The 20153-nt window shown below is 63.1% G+C and carries 17 protein-coding genes and 1 pseudogene; 11 read left to right on the top strand and 7 right to left on the bottom strand.

Features of this window, described 5'->3' with window-relative positions; genetic code table 11:
• Nucleotides 1-82 precede the first annotated feature (82 nt).
• Nucleotides 83-1636, bottom strand: coding sequence for an acyl-CoA synthetase (locus AB8998_RS04070; RefSeq protein WP_007172224.1), 1554 nt, complete (start codon nt 1634-1636; stop codon nt 83-85).
• A gap of 497 nt (nt 1637-2133) precedes the next feature.
• A complete protein-coding gene (locus tag AB8998_RS04065; RefSeq protein WP_369736302.1) occupies nt 2134-3534 on the bottom strand; it encodes an IS1380 family transposase in 1401 nt (466 codons plus the stop codon).
• Nucleotides 3535-3760: 226 nt separating this feature from the next.
• Between AB8998_RS04065 and AB8998_RS04060 the strand changes: the two genes are divergently transcribed.
• Nucleotides 3761-4525: an enoyl-CoA hydratase/isomerase family protein gene (locus AB8998_RS04060; RefSeq protein WP_007172223.1), complete on the top strand. Its 765-nt coding sequence runs from the start codon at nt 3761-3763 to the stop codon at nt 4523-4525.
• 214 nt (nt 4526-4739) lie between these two features.
• Here AB8998_RS04060 and AB8998_RS04055 read toward each other — a convergent pair whose 3' ends face one another.
• Nucleotides 4740-5393, bottom strand: coding sequence for a TetR/AcrR family transcriptional regulator (locus AB8998_RS04055; RefSeq protein WP_007172222.1), 654 nt, complete (start codon nt 5391-5393; stop codon nt 4740-4742).
• A 768-nt stretch (nt 5394-6161) separates the two neighbouring features.
• Between AB8998_RS04055 and AB8998_RS04050 the strand changes: the two genes are divergently transcribed.
• Both AB8998_RS04050 and AB8998_RS04045 read left to right on the top strand, forming a co-directional pair.
• Nucleotides 6162-7361 (top strand): acyl-CoA dehydrogenase family protein, encoded by a 1200-nt coding sequence (locus AB8998_RS04050; RefSeq protein ID WP_007172221.1) that lies wholly within the window; start codon nt 6162-6164, stop codon nt 7359-7361.
• A 62-nt stretch (nt 7362-7423) separates the two neighbouring features.
• Complete coding sequence (locus AB8998_RS04045) at nt 7424-8971, top strand: acyl-CoA synthetase (RefSeq protein ID WP_007172220.1); 1548 nt, start codon at nt 7424-7426, stop codon at nt 8969-8971.
• A 393-nt stretch (nt 8972-9364) separates the two neighbouring features.
• Here the strand turns inward: AB8998_RS04045 and AB8998_RS04040 are convergent, their stop codons facing one another.
• From AB8998_RS04040 to AB8998_RS04025, 4 genes are all read right to left on the bottom strand, one after another.
• Entirely contained in the window at nt 9365-9889 is a 525-nt protein-coding gene (locus AB8998_RS04040; protein ID WP_369741417.1) for a transposase, read from the bottom strand.
• Between the two features lie 72 nt (nt 9890-9961).
• Nucleotides 9962-10342 (bottom strand): Zn-ribbon domain-containing OB-fold protein, encoded by a 381-nt coding sequence (locus AB8998_RS04035; RefSeq protein WP_046185921.1) that lies wholly within the window; start codon nt 10340-10342, stop codon nt 9962-9964.
• Between the two features lie 20 nt (nt 10343-10362).
• Nucleotides 10363-11631: a thiolase family protein gene (locus tag AB8998_RS04030; RefSeq protein WP_007172217.1), complete on the bottom strand. Its 1269-nt coding sequence runs from the start codon at nt 11629-11631 to the stop codon at nt 10363-10365.
• Nucleotides 11591-12745 carry an acyl-CoA dehydrogenase family protein gene (locus AB8998_RS04025; RefSeq protein WP_007172216.1) on the bottom strand — a complete coding sequence of 385 codons (1155 nt, stop codon included), beginning with the start codon at nt 12743-12745 and terminating at the stop codon, nt 11591-11593. The genes AB8998_RS04030 and AB8998_RS04025 overlap by 41 nt, the downstream gene beginning before the upstream one ends.
• A 456-nt stretch (nt 12746-13201) precedes the next feature.
• Between AB8998_RS04025 and AB8998_RS04020 the strand changes: the two genes are divergently transcribed.
• From AB8998_RS04020 to AB8998_RS03985, 8 genes and pseudogenes are all read left to right on the top strand, one after another.
• On the top strand, nt 13202-13375 hold the full coding sequence (locus AB8998_RS04020) for a hypothetical protein (protein WP_007172215.1): 174 nt from the start codon (nt 13202-13204) through the stop codon (nt 13373-13375).
• Nucleotides 13372-14763 carry an acyclic terpene utilization AtuA family protein gene (locus tag AB8998_RS04015; protein ID WP_033721564.1) on the top strand — a complete coding sequence of 464 codons (1392 nt, stop codon included), beginning with the start codon at nt 13372-13374 and terminating at the stop codon, nt 14761-14763. Before AB8998_RS04020 ends, AB8998_RS04015 begins: the two co-directional genes overlap by 4 nt.
• Nucleotides 14764-14776: 13 nt before the next feature.
• A complete protein-coding gene (locus AB8998_RS04010; RefSeq protein ID WP_369741416.1) occupies nt 14777-15085 on the top strand; it encodes an AtuA-related protein in 309 nt (102 codons plus the stop codon).
• A gap of 32 nt (nt 15086-15117) precedes the next feature.
• Complete coding sequence (locus AB8998_RS04005) at nt 15118-15594, top strand: FAS1-like dehydratase domain-containing protein (RefSeq protein ID WP_170826177.1); 477 nt, start codon at nt 15118-15120, stop codon at nt 15592-15594.
• A 14-nt stretch (nt 15595-15608) separates the two neighbouring features.
• Entirely contained in the window at nt 15609-16061 is a 453-nt protein-coding gene (locus AB8998_RS04000) for a MaoC/PaaZ C-terminal domain-containing protein (protein ID WP_007172211.1), read from the top strand.
• Nucleotides 16062-16485: 424 nt separating this feature from the next.
• Complete coding sequence (gene istA / locus AB8998_RS03995) at nt 16486-17994, top strand: IS21 family transposase (RefSeq protein WP_079669096.1); 1509 nt, start codon at nt 16486-16488, stop codon at nt 17992-17994.
• Entirely contained in the window at nt 17991-18800 is an 810-nt protein-coding gene (gene istB, locus AB8998_RS03990; RefSeq protein WP_007172566.1) for an IS21-like element helper ATPase IstB, read from the top strand. Before istA ends, istB begins: the two co-directional genes overlap by 4 nt.
• Nucleotides 18801-18902: 102 nt before the next feature.
• Nucleotides 18903-19944 (top strand): annotated as a pseudogene (locus AB8998_RS03985) (alpha/beta hydrolase).
• Nucleotides 19945-20153 lie beyond the last annotated feature (209 nt).

Below are 20153 nucleotides of genomic sequence, written 5' to 3'. Positions count from 1 at the left end.
TCCTGACGGCCTGCCCAGGGCGTCTAGGGAAATCCTTTGGAGGCAGCCGCGTCGATGGCCGCGGGGCGCGCTGCAAGGGCACCTATCGACCCCGGCTAGTGCTTGTGCACTCTTGCCGGAACTGTTTTCGCAGTTCGCGTTTGAGCACCTTGCCAGCACCTGAGAGAGGGAGCGCATCAACGAACGAGGCTGTACGGGGCGCCTTGTATCCCGCGATCTGAGTCTTACAGAAGTCTCTGAGCTCTTCGGCTGTCACCGAGGAGTTTTCGGTCAAGACGACGACCGCATGAACGCGCTCGCCCCAATTTTCATCGGCAACTCCGATGACCGCGCACGCCGCCACCTCCGGGTGCCTGGACAGAACATTCTCGACTTCCGTCGAGTAGACATTCTCGCCACCCGAGATAATCATGTCTTTGATGCGGTCGACGACGAACACATAACCCCGCTCGTCCATGTAACCGGCGTCACCGGTGTGCATCCACCCATTGCGCAGCGCGGCCGCTGTCTCGTCTGGTTTATTCCAGTAGCCCAACATCACGTTGCCGCCACGCACGACGATTTCGCCGGTATTGCCCGGCGGCACTTCCTTATCGTCAGCATCGACGATTTTGACCTCGGCGCAGGGCGCGGCGCGGCCGGCTGAACGCAATAGGTCCGGATGCTCGTGGTCCTCAGGACGCAGGACTGTGGCTAGGGGGGACAGTTCTGTCATGCCATAACCCTGCATGAATCGCGCCGACCGCACGGTCTTCATCGCGCGCGACAGGACCGCCTCGGAAATCGGCGATGCCCCGTACATCACGTTTCTGAGGCTGGAGAGGTCGTAATCCCTGACGGCGGGATGGTCGACGACCATCTGCAGCATGGTCGGCACTAAAAGGACGTCGGTGACCTGGTGGCGTTCGATGGTCTGGAGAATGGCACTGGGCTCGAAAGTCGAGAGCATCACATGTGTGCCACCCAGGGTGGTTTGCCCCGCCCAGGCGGCCAAGTCCGCGAGATGGAACAACGGCGCAACATGAAGCAGTCGAGCCTCCGAACTCAGAAAGCTTCCCACGCTGAGCATTCCCAGCACGGAGGTCATCAGGTTCGCGTGGCTAAGCATGACGCCCTTGGGTAGACCCGTGGTGCCACCGGTGTAGAACACACCGGCCAGTTGATCGCCGCTGCGCCGCACGTCATCACCGACTTCGCCGCCGGCTATGAGTTCCTCATAGCAGAACATTCCCTCCGGGGTCGGGGCGTTTCCGCAATGAACGACTGCGCGCAGGTCAGGATATGACGCGCGAAGTGCGGGGACTGCTGGACTGAAGGCGTCATCGACAAATAAGACATCGGTTTGGGAGTCGCGCAGGGCGTAGGCAATCTCCGGAGGGCTCCAGCGGATATTGATCGGGTTTAATACCGCGTCCGCCCACGGCACCGCCAGCAGGTACTCATGGTAACGGTCGGAGTTGAGCGCCAGCATGCCGACGCGATCCCCGCGGTTAACGCCAATCGTCCGTAATGCGCTCGCCAACTTCGCGATTCGTTGTGCGGACTGCGCATAGGTCCGTGTTCGATCCGCGTCGATGGTGGCGAGGCGGTCCGGGTGTTGTTGCAGTGCTCTGTGCAAGCCCTGCGTGAGGTACATCACGTCTCCTCCTGAACTCTCAACCGGTGCGGGCCCGGCAATGACACATCCAGTGGCCCCGAGCGCCCTCACGTTATCAGTGGTTAACATTACTGGGGCGCCGATGGATAGCACAATCGTCCTTTGAACTCGACAACTGAGAGCCCACCCAGTCACCCGCCTGCATCGAATCGTCGTCACGTCCCACAATCGTGAATGCTTAGTCACATATGCTGCGACTTGTGGCGGGAACGGTGTTACCAGTCCCCACTTCCAAGTCGACTACTCCAATTAGGTGGCGTTGGAGGCGATAAAATCGAAGACCCCGTCGCAGCCCAGACCTCAGAATTTCACGGTGGCCCGGGTTCTGCTGTGGCGGTCTGCGGGGCGGCAGCTTTGTCGAGGTTTTGAGGCTGGGGGTAGGCGGCGGCGCCGCGTGTCGTGCGGTGACGCCGGGTCCTTTATCCCGGGGGTGGTTACTCCTTTCTTGGGGTCGAGAGGGCATAGGGGCCTGTGGGTCAGGGTATGGCGCGGACCCTGTTGAGGGCGTCGGCGAATTCTTGTGCCCAGGGCCAGGTTTGGGGGATCCGCAGGATCAGGTAGCGGGATCGTTTGATCAGCCGGGCCGCGGCGTGCAGCAGCCGGTAGCGCAGGGTGGCGGGTTCGGCTTTGGCCAGTGGGCCGTCCAGGAGTAGCAGTCGCATCCAGCACAGCAGGTCGATGGCGATCGCGACGGCGGTGACCCAAGCGGTGTTGATGGCGAACGAGTGTGAGGGCCAGCGGGCCAGGCCGGTGTCTTTGCCGGTGCGGATGAAGCCCTCCACCCGGGCGTGGACGCGGTGGCGGGCTTCCAGTCGCTGGGGTTGTCCACCGGCAGTCGAGGTGGCGAGGACCTGGTAGCGGTAGCCGGCCAGCTGCTCGAACAATGACAACTGGGTGCCGTGTTCGATTTCTTCGCGCCGCACCAGGATGCGCATGCCGGCCGGCCAGCCGACCAGCCGATCCCCTCCGGTGCTGTGGCGCAGCAGCCCGGTCAACTCGGCGACCTGGGCGTCGTCACGGGCCGCTCCGGTGGCATCCAGTGCGGCTTGCCATCCCGCATCGGGCATCTGGCCGATCGCGACCCGGACCCGCTCATCGAGGTCGAATCCGACCGAGTAGCCCACTGACATCCCCGGCCGGGCATTGAGTTTCTCCAGGTGTTCGACGACGGCGTGGCTTGAACCCGCGCCGTCGATGGTGACCAGCAACTTGCGGCGCCACTTGGCCGGGATCGCCGCGATCGCGGCGTCGATGATCGCGATATGATCGGCCGCGGTGTTCGAGCCGGCGTTGCCTGCACGGGCGATCACCGCCAGCAGTTCGCCGGTGTTGTCACACCACGCCAACAGCGGGTGGAAGCCAAACCCGCCTTTGAAATTGCCTGCGGCGTGCTGCTTATCGCTGTGCGACTGAATCAGCGACGCGTCGATGCGGATCACGATCGTGTCCCCGAGGTCCCCATAGCAGGTCTGCGAAGCCGGGATCGCACCGTGGCGGGCCTCGATCGCCTCCCACACCCGAGAGCGGACCTTGTTGCGCACGGCCGTGACCTCGGTGATGCTCTGCTCGTCGATCTCGCCCAGGGACCGCCACATCGTCGGAACCGACGCCACCGCCTGAAACAACCGGTGCTGATCGCGCAGCACCGCGGTGCCGGCCAGGTTCTGCGCGCCGCCGGCGATCGATACCGCCACATCGCGCAACACCGCGCCTCGGTCGTGGGTGACTTCTGGGCGCGACAGCACCGACGACAAACCGCTGGTCAAACCCAGATTGTCGGCCAGCAACCGGGGTATCACGTTACCGGCGTGCCCGACCACGTCGTCGCCACGGACCTCAACTCGGACATTCTTCGACCAATCCGTAGTAGCCTGCATCTGACAGGTGCACTCCCATCCTGGATAACCGAGCCTCGAATACTCCGATTATCCTTGCGGCAGTGCACCTTTCACGTTAACGACACCCCTGAGCTCCACATTCGATGAAAAATCCAGGCAGACCTGCACGCCCCGCAGAAGGTGTCGCTGGGACGTCCAAGTGGTCGCCGATGGGACGCCGGCATTGTCGATGGAGACAGTGCCCAGAACACGCGGAAGGACTACCTTGGATGATCCGGTGATTTATGACGTCGTCGATGGGGTGGCCTGGCTGACTATCAACCGGCCCCACTCTCGCAATGCGCTCAGTGTCGCCGTGCGCCAAGGATTATGGGATGGCGCACGTCGGTTCAATGAGGACGCTGACGCGCGCGTACTCGTTTTGACCGGCGCGGGTGAAAAGGCATTCTGCGCCGGCGGCGACCTTAAAGAGATGGCGCACCAGGCGCTGGCGGTTCCGCCACTGGACTTCGCCCCGCAGTTCGGCCGCAACATCGACATCGCTAAACCGACCATCGCGGCGGTCAACGGTGTTGCATTCGCCGGCGGGTTCCTGCTCGCACAGCAGTGTGACCTGATCGTCGCCGCCGAGCATGCCCTGTTCGCGATCACCGAAGTCAAAGTCGGCCGTGGAGCTCCCTGGGCCGCTCCTCTTTCGTGGCTCGTTCCACCGAGAATCGCTCTGCAGATGATGCTCACCGGCGAACCGATCAGCGCGGCCCGGGCGTTCGAAGTGGGTCTTGTTAACGAGGTGGTGCCCGCCGCTCGGCTTAGGGATCGAGCCCAGAAGCTGGGCGCTCTAATCGCTGGAAATGCTCCGCTGTCGGTGCTGGCCGCTAAACAGACTGCGTATCTATCGGCGCGACATCGCCTTGAGGAGGCATACACGCTGGCTGAGAAGATCTGGGAACCCGTGTACCACTCCGCGGACGCGCAGGAGGGCCCACGCGCATTCCGGGAGAAACGGGCACCTGTATGGCGGGGACGCTGAACACGCCGGATGTCTGCGAATGCTCGTGCCAAGGACCGCGCGGCGAGACCGCCGGCTGACTGGCGCGGCGTGCGGGCCCGCCAAGCAAGCCGATTGGCGGCGTGCTTAATCGTGGCCAGGGAGCCATCGACACGAAGCAAATCATTGACAGCCTCTGCTCAGCGAAATCACCCTCCCGAGGACACGCCGAGGCGAGGACACTCCGAGGTTGCGCCTACCGTCGACCTCGGCGCTGCGGCAACGCGTGGCTTGCCCGATCCTCACTGTGCGACTCGCACGGTGGAACGCCGAGAACAGCGTGCCCCATCCGCGCGAGCAGCACCGAGACGCGCTCGGGAGGCATCCCCGTATCGCGATATTGCAACGTCGATTGGATGGCACCGATCGCGCCGTGAACAACGGCGCGCAATTCCGTCTCGTCCAACTCCGGCCTTAACTCGCCCAAAACGTGCACCCACTCTTCAACGTAGAGGCGCTGTTTGCGGCGCAGGCGACTACGTCGATGGTCAGGCAGATTATGGACTTCTCGGTAGTAAACAATGGCGAGTTCGCGCTTCTCCATCACCAGGGCAACGTGGTCGGCTACTAAGGCAGTCAGCGCCTCGCGATCATCTCGGCTTTGTTCAACGATCGCCGACGCCCGTCGCAGCAGCGTGTCAATCACTTGTTCGAACAGTGCCGCCAGCAAGCCCGCCTTGCTGTCAAAGTGCCGGTAGATCGCTGGACCGACGACCCCTGCCGAGATGCCGATATCGGCCATAGAAACAGCGTGATAGCCACGGTCCGCGATGAGTTCGGCGGCGGCCGCCAGAATCCGCTCGCGACGCTCGCCTCCTCGCGTGCGGCCGACGGTGACTGTGTCGGTCACGGTCGACCATCCTTTCGCAGTCGAAGCAGCAATACCTCTTCCGTTCGAAACGCCCACACGTTCCGGGTGATCTACGAACGTTAACACTTCTTCACGATGCCCACTCCCCACGCACAACTGCCGCGCCATCCAACGTCCATACTGGGAGAGGCCCCGGGGTACCTCCAAGCGCGGCGCGGCTGCAACCACCAAGACAATCAACCCGGATAGATTGCAGTGATCGGCGGACGAGACCTCCTTCATTCGCATGAGTCGTAGATCTGGTGCACCGGAGCGCGACATCTACGCGATGGGTGTTGCAAATCCTTGGGCCTCGCACGTAACGTTAGCCACCAGTAACTGAGGCTGTTGAGCTTCGACGGTTTCTGGACTAATCGGGGCACGCGAAGCACTCCTTGAGGTGGCCACTTGCACGCGACGCCCGAGCCTTGCATTGACTTAAGTCGCGGTCGCGAGTGGGTAGGAAGGGATCGGTTTGAGAGATTCAGTGCCGATCCTCGCGCGAGGAGCCTGGCTGACCGATGCCGCCTATGCGCTTGATCGTGTTGGTGGGCGGCGCAGTCATGCTCCAGGACAATGCTTTCGGCGCGTGCGCTGGGAGGCGAAGACAAAGTTTCGCTCCGATTGTTTCGGAATTCAGCACACGGGCCGCTCGCCCCGTTGGGCGAATGCTTTCCGAATCGTCCGACTGCACAATCGAATTGAGACACCTTGCACCTGCGTGCAACCGCTGTTCGGTTGCCGACGCAATTCGATCCGGGAGCCATCATGACGGATATCGAAGCAACCACCAAACACATAGCCGGGACGGAAGGCTGCGCTGTGCCCAACGATCCGTGGACCACGCCGGAGCGGCTAGCACTGAGCCAGTTGGCGCGATCTTTCGTCGCTCGCGAGATAACACCGAAAGTGACGGATTGGGAGGAGGCAGGTGAAATCCCGCGCGAGCTGCACCGTAAGGCTGCCGATGTGGGACTTCTCGGGGTTGGATTCCCCGAGAACGTGGGAGGCAGCGGCGGCGACGCGATCGATTCGGCGTTGGTAACCGAGGCAATTCTGGCGTGCGGTGGGTCTACCGGCGTGTGCGCCGCGTTGTTCACCCACGGCATCGCGCTTCCGCACATCGCCGCGAATGGATCGGATGCCCTGATCGACCACTACGTTCGCCCCACCCTGGCCGGAGATATGATCGGCTCGCTGGCAGTCACCGAGCCCGGAGCGGGCTCAGATGTGGCGAACCTACGCACACGAGCAGTCCGCGATGGTGACACGTACGTGGTCAACGGTGCTAAGACCTTCATCACGAGCGGTGTCCGCGCCGACTTCGTGACTACCGCGGTGCGTACCGGGGGACCCGGGTACGGCGGAGTTTCGTTGCTGGTTATCGACAAGGGCACACCGGGGTTCAAGGTTGACCGCCGGCTGGACAAGATGGGATGGCGTTGCAGCGATACCGCAGAACTCTCGTTCTTTGACGTTCGCGTTCCCGCTGCGAACCTGGTGGGGGCAGAGAACGGCGGATTCTTGCAGATCATGCAGCAGTTTCAGTCGGAACGACTCGGCATTGCCGTGCAGGCATACGCGACGGCGGAGCGCGCGCTCAAATTAGCCAAGGGTTGGGCGCGCGAACGCCAGACTTTCGGGAAACCTCTGACGGCTCGTCAAGTGATCCGCCATAAGCTCGCGGAAATGGCCAGGCAGGTCGACGTCGCGCGCGCCTACACCCGCGCCGTGATGCAACGGTGGCTGGCCGGGGAGGATGTAGTCACTGAGGTGTCGATGGCCAAGAACACCGCCGTATACGCGTGCGATTATGTGGTGAATGAGGCGGTTCAAATCTTTGGTGGGATGGGTTATATGCGCGAGTCCGAAGTCGAACGGCATTACCGAGATTGCCGCATTCTCGGAATAGGCGGTGGCACCAACGAGATCATGAACGAGATCATCGCCAAGCGCATCGGCTTATAGCTGTTCGGCACTGAATCGGCCCACGACGACGTGTCTGGGCGACCGGCTCCGAAGGAGTTCACATGGACAGGGGTATTGGCAGTTGGGCGACGAAACGGGCCTTCCTGTCCGGCGACCGCACCGCCCTCGTTGACGATAACCGACGGATCACCTTCACTCAGCTCGATGAACGGACCAACCGGCTTGCGCGTGCCCTGCGAGCGCTCGGTGTCCGCAAGGGCGACAGGGTTGGCGGTCTCTTGATCAACAGTCCCGCGTTCATAGAAACGATGCTGGCGGCCGCGAAACTAGGCGCGATCTTCGTGCCCATGAACGTGCGGTTGGCGCCAGCAGAGGTGGCTTACCAGCTGGCCGACTCAGGCGCAGACGTGCTCGTGTATTCCAACCCGCTGGCCCCGGTCGCCCGCGCCGCGGTGTCAGAGGATGGGGTGCGGGTCCGCCACCAAATGGCCGTCGGCGGTGAATGCCTTGCCGGTGAGCTTTCCTACGACGACGTTGTGAACAGTGAAGCGCCCACAGCTGTGGGCTCCGACGTGGCGGGCCATGACATTGCAAATCTGATGTATACGTCCGGGACTACGGGGCGTCCCAAAGGTGTGATGCTCACCCACGACAACCATCTGTGGAACGTCATGAACGCGCTGACAATCGGGCGCGGGCTGCGTGAGACGGACGTGACCGTCGCCGTGGCTCCGATGTTCCACATCGGGGGACTCGGAGTGCACACGCTGCCGCTGCTGCATGTCGGCGGTTGCAGCGTGCTGCTGCCGTCCTTCGATCCGCGACAGACGCTGGCGATGATGGCCCAAGAGCATGCGACAGTGCAATTCATGGTTCCGGCGATGTGGGCCGCGCTGATGAACGTCGATGGATTCGAGGACCACGATTTGTCGGCTCTCGAACTGGCGGCTGCGGGTGGCGCACCGTGTCCGTTGACCGTCATCGAATTCTTCCAAGGACGCAGTCTGCCGTTCCAGGAGGGTTTCGGGATGACCGAAACCGCGCCTATCGTCTCATTCCTCGACGCTGAACACGTTAAGGAGAAGGCCGGATCGATCGGTCGGACGGCTTTTCACGTCGAAGCTCGTATCGTCGACGACGCCGACAACGACGTCCCCGTCGACGAGGTGGGCGAGTTAGTAGTGCGCGGCCCTAACGTATTCGCGGGCTACTGGGGTCTTCCCGAGGCGACAGTGCAAGCTTTTCGTGGCGGCTGGTTTCATACTGGCGACTTGGGCCGCATTGACCGAGAAGGTTTCATCACTCTGGTCGACCGAAAAAAAGACATGATCATCAGCGGTGGTGAGAACGTTTACCCGATCGAGGTGGAGCAGGTCCTCTACCGTCACCATGCCGTGCGCGAGGTCGCGGTTGTCGGTGTGCCGCATCCGCGTTGGGGCGAAACTCCGGTGGCCGTCGTGGCCCTTCAGCAGGATGCCGCCGTCAATGCAGAGGAGCTTATCGATTACGCTCGAGAACGCCTTGCCCACTTCAAATGCCCGTCACGAGTACATGTCGTTCCCGACTTGCCGCGAAACGCCACCGGCAAGGTGCTCAAGACGGAGCTTCGCCTGCAATTCGGCGGGGAGGGGCTTTCAGTTCTGCGTTGAAACGCCGTTCTCTCGGCCAGACGCACATTTGCTTTTCGCCACACCTCGACCACGTTGCGGTACGCAGAATGCGGTCAGCGGCAGCATGGACGTAAATCTTCGCACGCCTGCCGAATCGCTTTGGGTGAGAGTCGTTCATGGGTGGATACGAGTGGCAGCGCAGCGGGATGGCGGATGATCCGACGGTTCGAGGCTCAGCTGCCGACGGTTCGGGTGTGATGTCGATAGGCCGTTCGAGCGGCTTGCCCTTGTGGAAGACGGCGCTGGCACGGACGAGGGCGACCAAGTGTGGTGCGTTGACCGCGCGCCAGCGGGCCTGGGCGGCCTCGATTAGCTTGTAGGCCATCGCCAGCCAGGCCGCGCGGGAGCCCGGCCCTTTGGTGACTTTGGTCCTCAAACGTACTGTCGCAAAGGTACTTTCGATCGGATTTGTGGTGCGATTGGTGGATCCAATGCTCGGCGGGATACCGGTAGAACTCCAAAAACACCTCGGCGTCGTCGACGATCTTGGGCGACCGCTTTGGGGTATTTGGCGCCGTAGTCGATCTCGAACGCTTTGATCGCGAGCTGGGCTTTGTCGATATCCTCGGCGTTGTAGATCTCCTTCATCGCCGCGACTGCACCCTGGGTGCACCGATTTCGGCAGTGCGGCAAGAATATTGGCCTGCTTATGCCACCAGCAGCGCTACTCTCGAATATCCGGGAACACCTCCCGCACGCCTTGCAGAAGCCCAGGGCGCCGTCGCCGACCGCGAGCACCGCTGCGGTCATGGCGCGGCGGCGGCAATCGCGCAGCAAATCAGCCCAGAACTCAGTCGATCCCCGGAAGCCGTCAGCCAGCCCGACGAGCTCCATGCGGCCATCAGCACGGACCCCGATCATTACCAGCAAACAGAGTTTCTCCACCTCAAGGCGCACCTTGAGGTGGATGCCATCCACCCACAAATACAGGTAATCGGTGCTGGATAAGTGAGTTTTCGCGTCGGCTCGTCACGCAGTTGACGTGACCCGTCGGAACTGCGGAAGTGCCAGGTTGCCTCGTGATTCGAAGACCACCTCGACAGCCATACCGACCCGCACTTCATCGACGTTGCATTCGATCACGTTGGTCATCATTCGAGGTCCTTCTTCCAGCTCCACTATCGCCAAGACGTAAGGAGCGGTGAAAGCTGGCGACGGGGCCTGACGGACGACGGTGTAGGTGACGATCGTCGCTTTTCCCGAAGGTTCTTGCCAATCCAGATCCGCAGCCCAGCAGTATGGGCACCAAGGGCGGGGATGATGATGGAATCGCTTGCACTCCCGACATTTCGGGAGCACAAACCGCCCGACAGCTGCCTGCTGCCAGTACACGGCCGTGCTGTCAGTCACGGTGGGCATGGGAGCAGTTGTCACGGCGTCCTCCCCAAGAGTACGGTCGAATGGTCTGCCATCATGCCGCCGTAAGTGTGTACCAATGCTATTTCTGCAGACACTTGACGATCCGCAGCCTTCCCCATCACTTGGCGCGCAGCTTCGATCAGCATCGACATTCCCGACGCGTCGCCGGTGTGTCCGAATGACAGCAGACCCCCGTAGGTGTTCACCGGAAGGTCACCGCCGGGCGCCCCCCGCCCATCCAGGAAGAAGTGGCCACCTTTAGCTGCCGCCACCAGCCCCGTTTCCTCCAACAGCAGTATCGGGTTGATCGTGAAGGCATCGTACAGTTCGGCCACCTGCACGTCCGAAGGCGAAAGATCGGCCATTTCGAACGCGGCACGCGCTGACACGCTGGCACCCATTGTTGCGAAGTCGCTGGTGTGGGTGATGTTGCCGTGATCGTGGTGTTCACCGAAGCCCAATACATAGGCCGGTTGGTCGGTGATTTCCCGCGCGCGGTCACCATGGGCCACTAGGAACACGGCGCCACCTTCACACGGTACTGAGCAGTCCAGCAAATTGAACGGCCACGCGATAGGTCGTGAAGCCAGAACCATCTCGACGGTGAGCGGACCCGCGTTGCGCATCAAAGCATCTGGATGCCGTAACGCCCACTCGCGGCTCGAGACCGCCACGGCGGCAAGAGCATCGCGGCTCGTTCCGCGTTCGGCCATATGCCGCGTGGCGGCTAAGGCGTAAAGGGCTGGGATGAAGCTGCCGTATGGGTACTCAAAGTCCGGGTGGCTGATCATGCGCGCCATTGCGTTGGCGCCGCCTCCCCGCCCCACCTTGGGGAATTTCCCCGCACCGATACAGAGCACCGCGTTTGCAAGGCCGGCGCTGATTGCAAGTGCAGCCCGCGACAGCATGATCGTGTAGGTCGCCCCACCGACGTTGACAGTCTCACAAAAGCGCGGCCGGATGCCCAACACGTCATTGAGGCGCTCGTGGACGAAGATGTCGGCACCCGCACCGCTGGCCATGCCGGACGGGCAAACCAGCAGGCCGTCCACATCGCGGGGACCAAGTGAATGGCTCTGCAGAAACCGACGAAGCACCAACTCCTGCATGCCCGCGCCGTCGTGGCCTTCGTACTTTCCTGGCGGTAGTTCTTCTACTGCGGCGATAGCCGGCTCGCTGGCAAGTGCCCAAGTTCTCACGTTGACCTCATGGAAGCAGCCACCCAAACCTAGTCGACGTTCAGTATGACCGTGGAAGCGCGAGACTATGCTGCGCAACATAATTGAGGATCATCTCCCGGCTGATCGGTGCCGTCCGCATCAACCGCGCCGGTCCCCACAACGTCGCCAACCCGTACTCCGTAGCCAGACCGTTGCCGCCATGCGTCTGAATCGCTTGGTCCAGCGCAAGGATTCCGGCTTCAGCTGCCGCGTACTTGGCCATATTCGCCGCCTCGCCGGCCCCTGCCTCGCCGGCATCGTGTAAGGCGGCCGCCCGTTGGGTCATCAAGCGTGCGAGTTCAACCTGAATTTTGGCGTGCGCCAGCGGATGAGCGACTCCCTGATGTGCCCCTATAGGGGTGTCCCACACCCTGCGCTCCCGGGCGTAGGTACATGCCTTGTTTAACGCGTACCGGCCGATCCCATTGCCCAGCGCCGCCCCCATTATCCGTTCCGGATTCAGACCAACGAATACCTGCCGCAGTCCCTCGTCCCGAGCGCCGATCAAGTTGTCACCGGGAACACGTACATCGTCGAAGAACAGGGTGAACTGTTTCTCCGGTGTCACGGCTTGCACGGGAATCAGAGTCTTCTGCAGGCCGGCAGCGTCCGTGGGAACCACCATCAGCGACAGCCGGCCGCGCCCACGCTCGTCAGTACCCGTTCGGGTGACCACCAAGATGGCTTGCGCCTCGTCCACTCCCGAGATGTAGTACTTGGTGCCACGCAGAACCCAGTCGGCGCCGTCCCGCTTGGCGGTCGTCGCTATGTTGTGCGAGTTTGAGCCCGCGTCGGGCTCGGTGATCGCAAACGACATTATGATCTCGCCGCTCGCAATGCCCGGAAGCCAACGCCGTTTCTGCTCGTCGGTTCCGAACGCTTGGATGATGGTGCCACAAATGGCCGGCGACACCACCGTCATCAACAACGGGCACCCCGCCGCCGCCAACTCCTCTCCCACGGCATGCAGTTCGTAGATACCCCCACCGCCACCGCCGTACTCCTCGGCAATATTCACCCCGAGAAAACCTTGCTTACCTACCTCCTGCCACAGTTCCGTAGACTTCTCGCCCCCCAGGGATTTGGTCAGGTAGTAATCGTGGCCGTACGACTTCCCGATGGCCGCAACCGCCGCCCGCAGATCCCGCCGTTCCTGGCTCTCTGATATCTCCATACCGCTCAACCCCTTGAATCACCCGCAGGTCCGGGTTTGCACCGGCCACGACAAACTTCAGGCGACACACCGAGGAATTCGAGGGAAGCTTCCGTCACCGCTCGACAGCAGCGTAATCGCCCGGTGATACGTTATCGGCCGTTAACATTGACGCGCAAGTCCGCGTGTCGGTAGTGCGTCGACTTCCAGTGACCGGCTTTACGCCACGCCGGATACGTGATTTCTCGGCAGCAGCCGGAGTCGTTCTAATCCCCAGCCCATGAGCAGAAAGGCAATCTCGCCCCTCTGGCGTGGCGCAACGTCGACAACTTCGGGAAGCTCGATTCGCTTGACCCGGACGCCGGGCCTCGGGTCACTGCCGAGCGGTGTCAAGACAGCGTACGCTAACGCCAATTAACAGGCCCGCGGCCAAGAGCTTTGCGGTCGACGGCCGGGGACAGAGAGGAGGAAAACACGATGCCCGGAACGATGCTGATTGCTGCGGGGGTCACCGGCAAAGGACGGCTGGCCGGGCGCGCCGCATTCGTGCCCTTTGTCGATCCGGCAGTCGGCGGGATACCGCCAAGCGCGCCGCCGCCTAGTGCCGACATCGCGGCGGCAAGCGCCGAGGCGGCGCAGGAGTGCGCATGAGTGCCAGCGTGCGGATCGGTGCTGGTGCCGGCTATTGGGGTGACATGGTGGATCCCGCGGTGGAACTCATTGAGCAGGGCGGTGTCGAGTTTGCCTGCTTCGACCTGCTGGCCGAGTTGACCGTTGCGCTCCTTACCCGTGCCAAGATGCGTGACCCGGGTAAAGGGTACGTGCCCGATGTCGAACCCATTCTGCGTCAGGCGCTGCCCGCTGCCCGCCGTAACGACGTCGGCATCGTGACCAATGGGGGCGGAGCGAACCCGGGTGCCGCCGCACTGGCCGCTGCGCGAGTGGCCTGTGACGCCGGATATCCCGACACCCGCATCGGAACCATTGAGGGCGACGACTTGACGGGGAGAATCGCCGAAATCAGGGATTCGGGTTGGCAATTCGCGCACCTTGAGTCCGGCGAAGAAGACATCGACCGCATCGCCGACCGGATCGTCGCTGTCTCGGCGTACACCGGCTCCGACGGGATCATTGACGCACTTGACGGCGACGCCGATGTCGTGATCGGCGGCAGGCTTGCCGACTCTGCGCTTTATTGCGGGCCGCTCATGCGCCACTTCGGGTGGATATTTGAGCGTAATCCCGACCTGATCGGCGCCGCGCTTACCGTCGGTCATGTACTGGAGTGTGCGGGCATCGCGACCGGCGGCATGTCCTCGCAGTGGCGGCTGTCGCGTGATCCGTGGCGGCTCGGGTTCCCGATGGCCGAGATGTCGGCTGACGGCACCGCTGTGATCAGTAAGGTGCCGGGCTCGGGTGGGGTGCTCAACGAGTGGACCATCAAAGAGCATTTGCTTTACGAAGTGCACGACCCGTTCTGCTATTTGCTGCCCGACGGTGTCGTCGACATGGGCGGTGTCGAGGTCAAAGAACTCGGCCCCGACCGCGTGCAGCTCACGGGCATGACCGGCCGCCGACGGCCGGACACGCTCAAGGTGCAGATCGGCTACGAGGACGGCTACCTCGCCGAGGGGCGCACGATGATCCCCTGGCCCGATGCTCTGGAGAAGGCCGACTTCTGCGAGAGGCTAGTGCGCGGCCGCATCAAGTACCTGGGTGTCATTCCGCAGGAGATGCGTTTCGACCGTGTCGGTTGGGACGCGCTGGCCGGCCCGGTGGCCCCACGACCGGCACCCGACGCCCAGCCCAACGAGGTCGAGCTCCGGATGGTGGCCAAGTGCCGCACCCGCAGCGAGGCCGAGGTCGCCCGCCGCGCGATGCTGCTGCCAGCGACGGCCGGTCCGGTGGGTACCGCCTTCGGCGCGCCGCTGGCGGTGCGCAAGGTGATAGCGCTGTGGCCGACCCTGGTACCGCGTGAGTTCGTCCCACAGCACGTCCGTGTCCAGGCCGCCAAGGAGATGCTCGATGCCCACCATTGACGAGTTGGCGTTCGTGCGTTCAGGCGACAAGGGTGACATCTCCAACGTCGTGGTGCTCGCCCGCGACGCCGAGGCTTTTGCCGCGCTGCAACGCGGACTGCGGCCGGAGGCCATCACCTCCTTCATGAAGGGTCTGGTCACCGGAACCGTGACGATCTACACGCTGCCTCGCCTGCATGCGTTCAACATCGTCATGCGGGGAGCCCTCGGCGGCGGCGCAACCGCAACACTGCGCTTCGACGAGACCGGCAAGTCGATGTGTTCGATCCTGTCCCGCATGCCCCTGCCCGAACCCGCCATCGAAGGGAAGGCAACACCGTGAGCTCCCACACCAACGATGTCACCGGGCTCGGGATGGCGTTCGGCACTCTAGAGGAGGGCCGGTCCTGGGTCGGTCGTCGCTCCGAGCCAAAGCAGGCGTGGTTTCCGATCGACCGATCGATGATCCTCTACTACTGCTCTCTGGTTGAGGACGCCAACCCACGGTACTGGGAGGGCGACGAGTGCCCACCGGGCCTGCTGATGACCCTGGGCATGAACCCGCAATGGGCGCCCGCGCACCTGCACCGCGAGGACGGGCTTTTCGCGCTCAACGTTCCCCTGCCCGGCCACCACATCATCAACGCCTCCACCACCACCGAGCTGGAGCGCCGACCCCGAGTCGGTGACCACGTTTGGATAGTCGAGGAGATCGTCTCGCTATCCGACGAGAAGACGACTCGGCTGGGAACCGGCGTCTTCATCACATCGCTTACCACCTACACCGACCAGCACGGCGAGAACATCGCCCGCAACACCAACGTCCTGTTCCGCTACGACACAGCCCAGTAAACCCGGGGGCGCTCATGACCAAGATCAGCACTGCAGACATCAAAGGCCTTACCTTCGATGACGTCATTGTCGGCGACGAGATCACGCCGGTGTCGATTCCTATCACCTACAAGCGGGTCTGCATGAACGCCGCGGCGACGTGGGACTGGTTCCCGGGCCATCACGATCCGGAGTACGCACGCAGCCAGGGCCAGCGAACGATCTACCTGTCGACGCTGTTCTTTCACGGCTTCATCGACCGGGGCCTCACCGACTGGGCGGGCCCCGACGCGCTCCTGCGCCGGCGCAAGATATCGATGATCAAGTCGATCTACCCGGGACAGACCGCGACCCTTACCGGGCGGGTGGTGGCCAAGCGCCAAGACCGCGGAATGCGCCTGGTCGACCTGGAACTGGCAGTGTCCAGCGAGGAGGGCATATGCGTGCCCAGTGAGGCGACCTTGCAACTGCCGGCCGGTCGGCGGTAATCGAGAACTTCGACAGCCGTCGCTGCATCATCGTTGCCTACGTTCCTGCGCCAGCTCGACCGGGGGACGACCCGCTCTGGATCGCGTAGCTCTGCGGCTCTGGCGACGACGGCGCGCGTCGCTTTGAAGGCTGCCGGTAGATCAGTAACAGTGGTTCCTACAAGGCCTGCTTCCTTCTTATACCCACCACTTCAAAGACGACGTGGCCCCGCGCCAGCGACCTCGATCCGCTATACGCGGGCTTTGGGATGCTACAGGGGTGTCCGTGGCCATGAAAAAGTACCCACTGGTGGCCAAGTGGAGGTATCCGCTGGTGGCCGGATAAAAGTACCCACCCCGTGTTCGTCGTGTCGATCAGGAACTGCGGGCCCCGGTGGTGACGGTGAAGGTGCCAACCACTCATCGTCACCACCGGGGAGTTCCATTGAAGTCTGCGAGGGACCGCATGGACATCATTTCTGCTTATCAACAAGTCGGGTCATACCGCGGCGCCGCGCAGCTGTGCGGCACCACCCATAGGACCGTCAAGAAAGTCGTCGAGAAATTCGAAGCCGGTGAGAGCGCACCGCCGCGGGTCGAGCGGGCCCACAATTACGATGCGGTGGCCGATCTGGTCGCCGAGCGTGTCGAGAAGTCGGCGGGTCGGATGTCGGCGAAGCGGATGTTGCCGATCGCGAAGGCCGCCGGTTACGACGGGTCGGCACGCAACTTCCGTCGCCTCGTTGCTGAGGCGAAGGTGTTGTGGCGCAACGAACATCACCGGGGACGTCGCCCGGCGGTGTGGTCACCGGGTGAGTATCTGGTGATCGACTGGGCCCAAGCCGCACCCGGGTTGTTCCTGTTCTGCGCAGTGCTGGCGTTCTCCCGGTGGCGCTTCGTCGCGTTCGCCACCGACCAGAAGGCGTCCACGACGTTGGCGTTGATCGCCGAAGCGATGGCCGGGATAGGTGGTGTCCCGGCCCGGGTGCTGGCCGACCGGATGGCCTGTCTGAAGGGCGGCGTGGTCGCCAACGTGGTGATCCCTACCGCCGAATACGTCCGGCTGGCAGGTCATTACGGTTTCGCGCCGGACTTCTGCCATGCATCCGACCCTAAATCGAAGGGCATCGTGGAGAACTTGTGCGGCTACGCCCAACGCGACCTCGCCGTCCCGCTGCTCACCGACGCCGCCATCGCCGGGGTGCCGGTTGATCTGCGTGCTGCCAACGTTGCGGCCAGGGCGTGGTGTCTGGAGGTCAATGCCGCGGTGCATTCGGAGATCTGTGCGGTCCCCGATGAGCAACTGCTGATCGAACGGGAACTCCTGCAACCGTTGCCGTCGCTGCAACTTCGAATCGGGGCACCGTCGGTGATCCGCAAGGTCGACCGGCTGTCGTGTGTCCGGTATGCCTCGGCCCGCTACTCGGTGCCCACCCGACTGATCGGGACCAGCGTGGCCGTCGTCGTCGATCACGGCGCGCTGTGCATCGTGGAGCCCGCGACTGGGGTGATCGTGGCTGAGCACGAACTGGGTGCCCCAGGCAGCGCATCAGTCCTCGACGATCACTACGACGGTCCCCGCCCGGAACCTAGCCGCGGACCACGACCCAAAACTCATGCTGAGCAACAGTTCTGCACACTCGGCGAGGATGCTCAAGCATTCCTGGTCGGGGCCGCCGCGATCGGCAACACTCGGCTGGGCTCCGAACTGGAAGTCCTACTGGCGTTGGGCGCCGCCCACGGCACCGACGCCTTGGTCGGCGCGCTTCGCCGGGCGGTCGCGTTCCGGAGGTTCCGCGCGATCGACGTGCGGTCCATCCTGGCCGCCGGCGCCGGAACGCCGCAGCCCCGCCCCGCCGGGGATGCGTTGATCCTGGACCTCCCAGTCGCCCCGACCCGATCCCTGGCTGCCTACACGGTCAACCCGGCCGCAGACGGTGGTGCCACGTCATGAACGGCACGCCAGCCAAGGCAACCAAACCCGTTGCACCACTGTCCACTCCGCAATTCGCCGCTGATCTCGACGCCGGGCTGCGGCGGCTCAAGCTCGCCGCGATCCGGCGCACCGCCCCCGAAGTCCTAATCACCGCCAAGACCCAGCGCTGGACCCCCGAAGAAGTGCTACGGACCCTCGTCGAGACCGAACTGGCGGCACGGGATGCCTCCAACGTCGTCAACCGGCTCAAGGCTGCCGGGTTCCCGGTCACCAAGACCTTGGAGTCCTTCGACGTGGCCGCATCGTCGATTCAGCCCAAGGTGTTCGACTACCTGTCGAGCCTGGAATGGGTTCGCACACAACAGAATCTGGCGATCATCGGACCGGCTGGGACCGGCAAGTCCCACACCCTGATCGGACTGGGGGTCGCTGCGATTCATGCTGGGCACAAGGTCCGGTACTTCACCGCCGCCGACCTCGTCGAAACCCTCTACCGCGGCTTGGCCGACAACACCGTCGGCAAGATCATCGAATCCCTGCTCCGTGTCGATCTGATCATCCTCGACGAACTGGGCTTCGCCCCACTCGACGACACCGGCACCCAGCTGCTGTTCCGCCTCGTCGCCGGCGCCTACGAACGCCGCTCCCTGGCCATCGGCTCGCACTGGCCCTTCCAAGAGTGGGGTCGATTCCTGCCCGAGCAGACCACCGCCGTCAGCATCTTGGACCGGCTCCTGCATCACGCCACCGTCGTCATCACCGACGGCCAGTCCTACCGAATGAAGGACGCCCAACACCGGAAGGAGAACCCCCAACCAATCTAAGAATCACTGCACGGGGTGGGTACTTTTATCCGGCCACCAGCGGGTACTTCTACTTGGCCATTGACAAGGGGGCCGCACCAACGAAAAGCTGGCTGGCTTATCGTGATATCCGTTTCCTCGGATTGGGATCCGAGCCTGACAAGCTACCTCATCGCAACATCCGCACGCGGGGTCCTTCGCCCATTGACGCAAGCACTACCGTCCAACCAGTACGGGCTTGCTGTGATGGATCGGGTGCTTCGGGCGGCGCTCATCGCGTCCCGCCCACGCCCAGGACTGCGCGTAAGGCTGGTCGACACCGTCTTCGCCGGCGATCGAGTGAGGGGAGATTGGGTCGTCGCACCGAACGTCAACCCGGACGGGCCACCGATCCTTTACATTCACGGCGGCGCATTTTCGATGTGCTCTCCCAAAACCCATCGCGGTCTGCTGGGCGAACTGTCTGCCGCGTCGCTGCGCCCGGTCTTCGCGGTCCGCTATCGATTGGCTCCGCGTTACCCGTATCCGGCGGCTGCTGACGACGCACTGAGGGCCTACCGGTGGTTGGCGGGCTCTGAAGAATCGACATCAGCCCGCACGGTAGCGATCGCAGGCTGTCAACGGCAATCGAAAACTGATCAGGAGTCGGCCGCGCACTGGTCAGTATTCACTTGCCGCCGACACAGGCGATTCGGCGGGCGGCCAACTGGCGGTCGCGACCTCGTTGGGTGCACTCGCACATCGCCTGCCGTTGCCTGACCGCATGCTACTGATGTCCCCCGTCATCGATCTGACGTGTCAGCTGGCGACGGCTCGCGAAATCTGGCGCCGCGATCCTTTCGCATCCGCCCGATCCGCGTCGCGGGCGCTGAGTCTCTACGTGGGCGACGCCGATCCGCACGACCCCCGCGTCAACGTGCTCGCCACCGACCTCACCGGCATGCCGCCGACATTGATCCAGGTGGGCGGGAGAGAAATGCTGCTCGACGATTCCCGACGACTCGCCGAGCGCATGCTCGCCGCGGGGTCGTCCGTGCAACTTCAGGTGTTTCGCGGTCAAATTCACGTGTTTCAAGCCCTGTTTCGACTCTTGCCCGAGGCGCGTCACGCTTTGCGCCTCAGCGGGGCGTTTCTCGCCGACAGCGCTGAACGCAAGTTTCCTTGACGCCGGAGCTGAACGCGGGCGCAGCGGCTAGCTGCGCGGCGACCGCCTTTGCGCGCCACTGGGAGCCCGTTGACAAGTCAGATATGCATGTATTAATTTTGACATTATTGGGCGTAATGTAAACAGCTGGTCGGTTCCTCATCGCGAGCAGGCCGCCAACGACGACCACAGGCCGGGGAGCGACAATGGTTAACCCGCTACACGCGCCC

It is taken from the genome of Mycobacterium sp. HUMS_12744610 (assembly GCF_041206865.1).
Classification (GTDB): Bacteria; Actinomycetota; Actinomycetes; order Mycobacteriales; family Mycobacteriaceae; genus Mycobacterium; species Mycobacterium servetii.
Note: the sequence above shows the minus strand (reverse complement) of the source record. Positions and strands in the feature narration are given on the sequence as shown.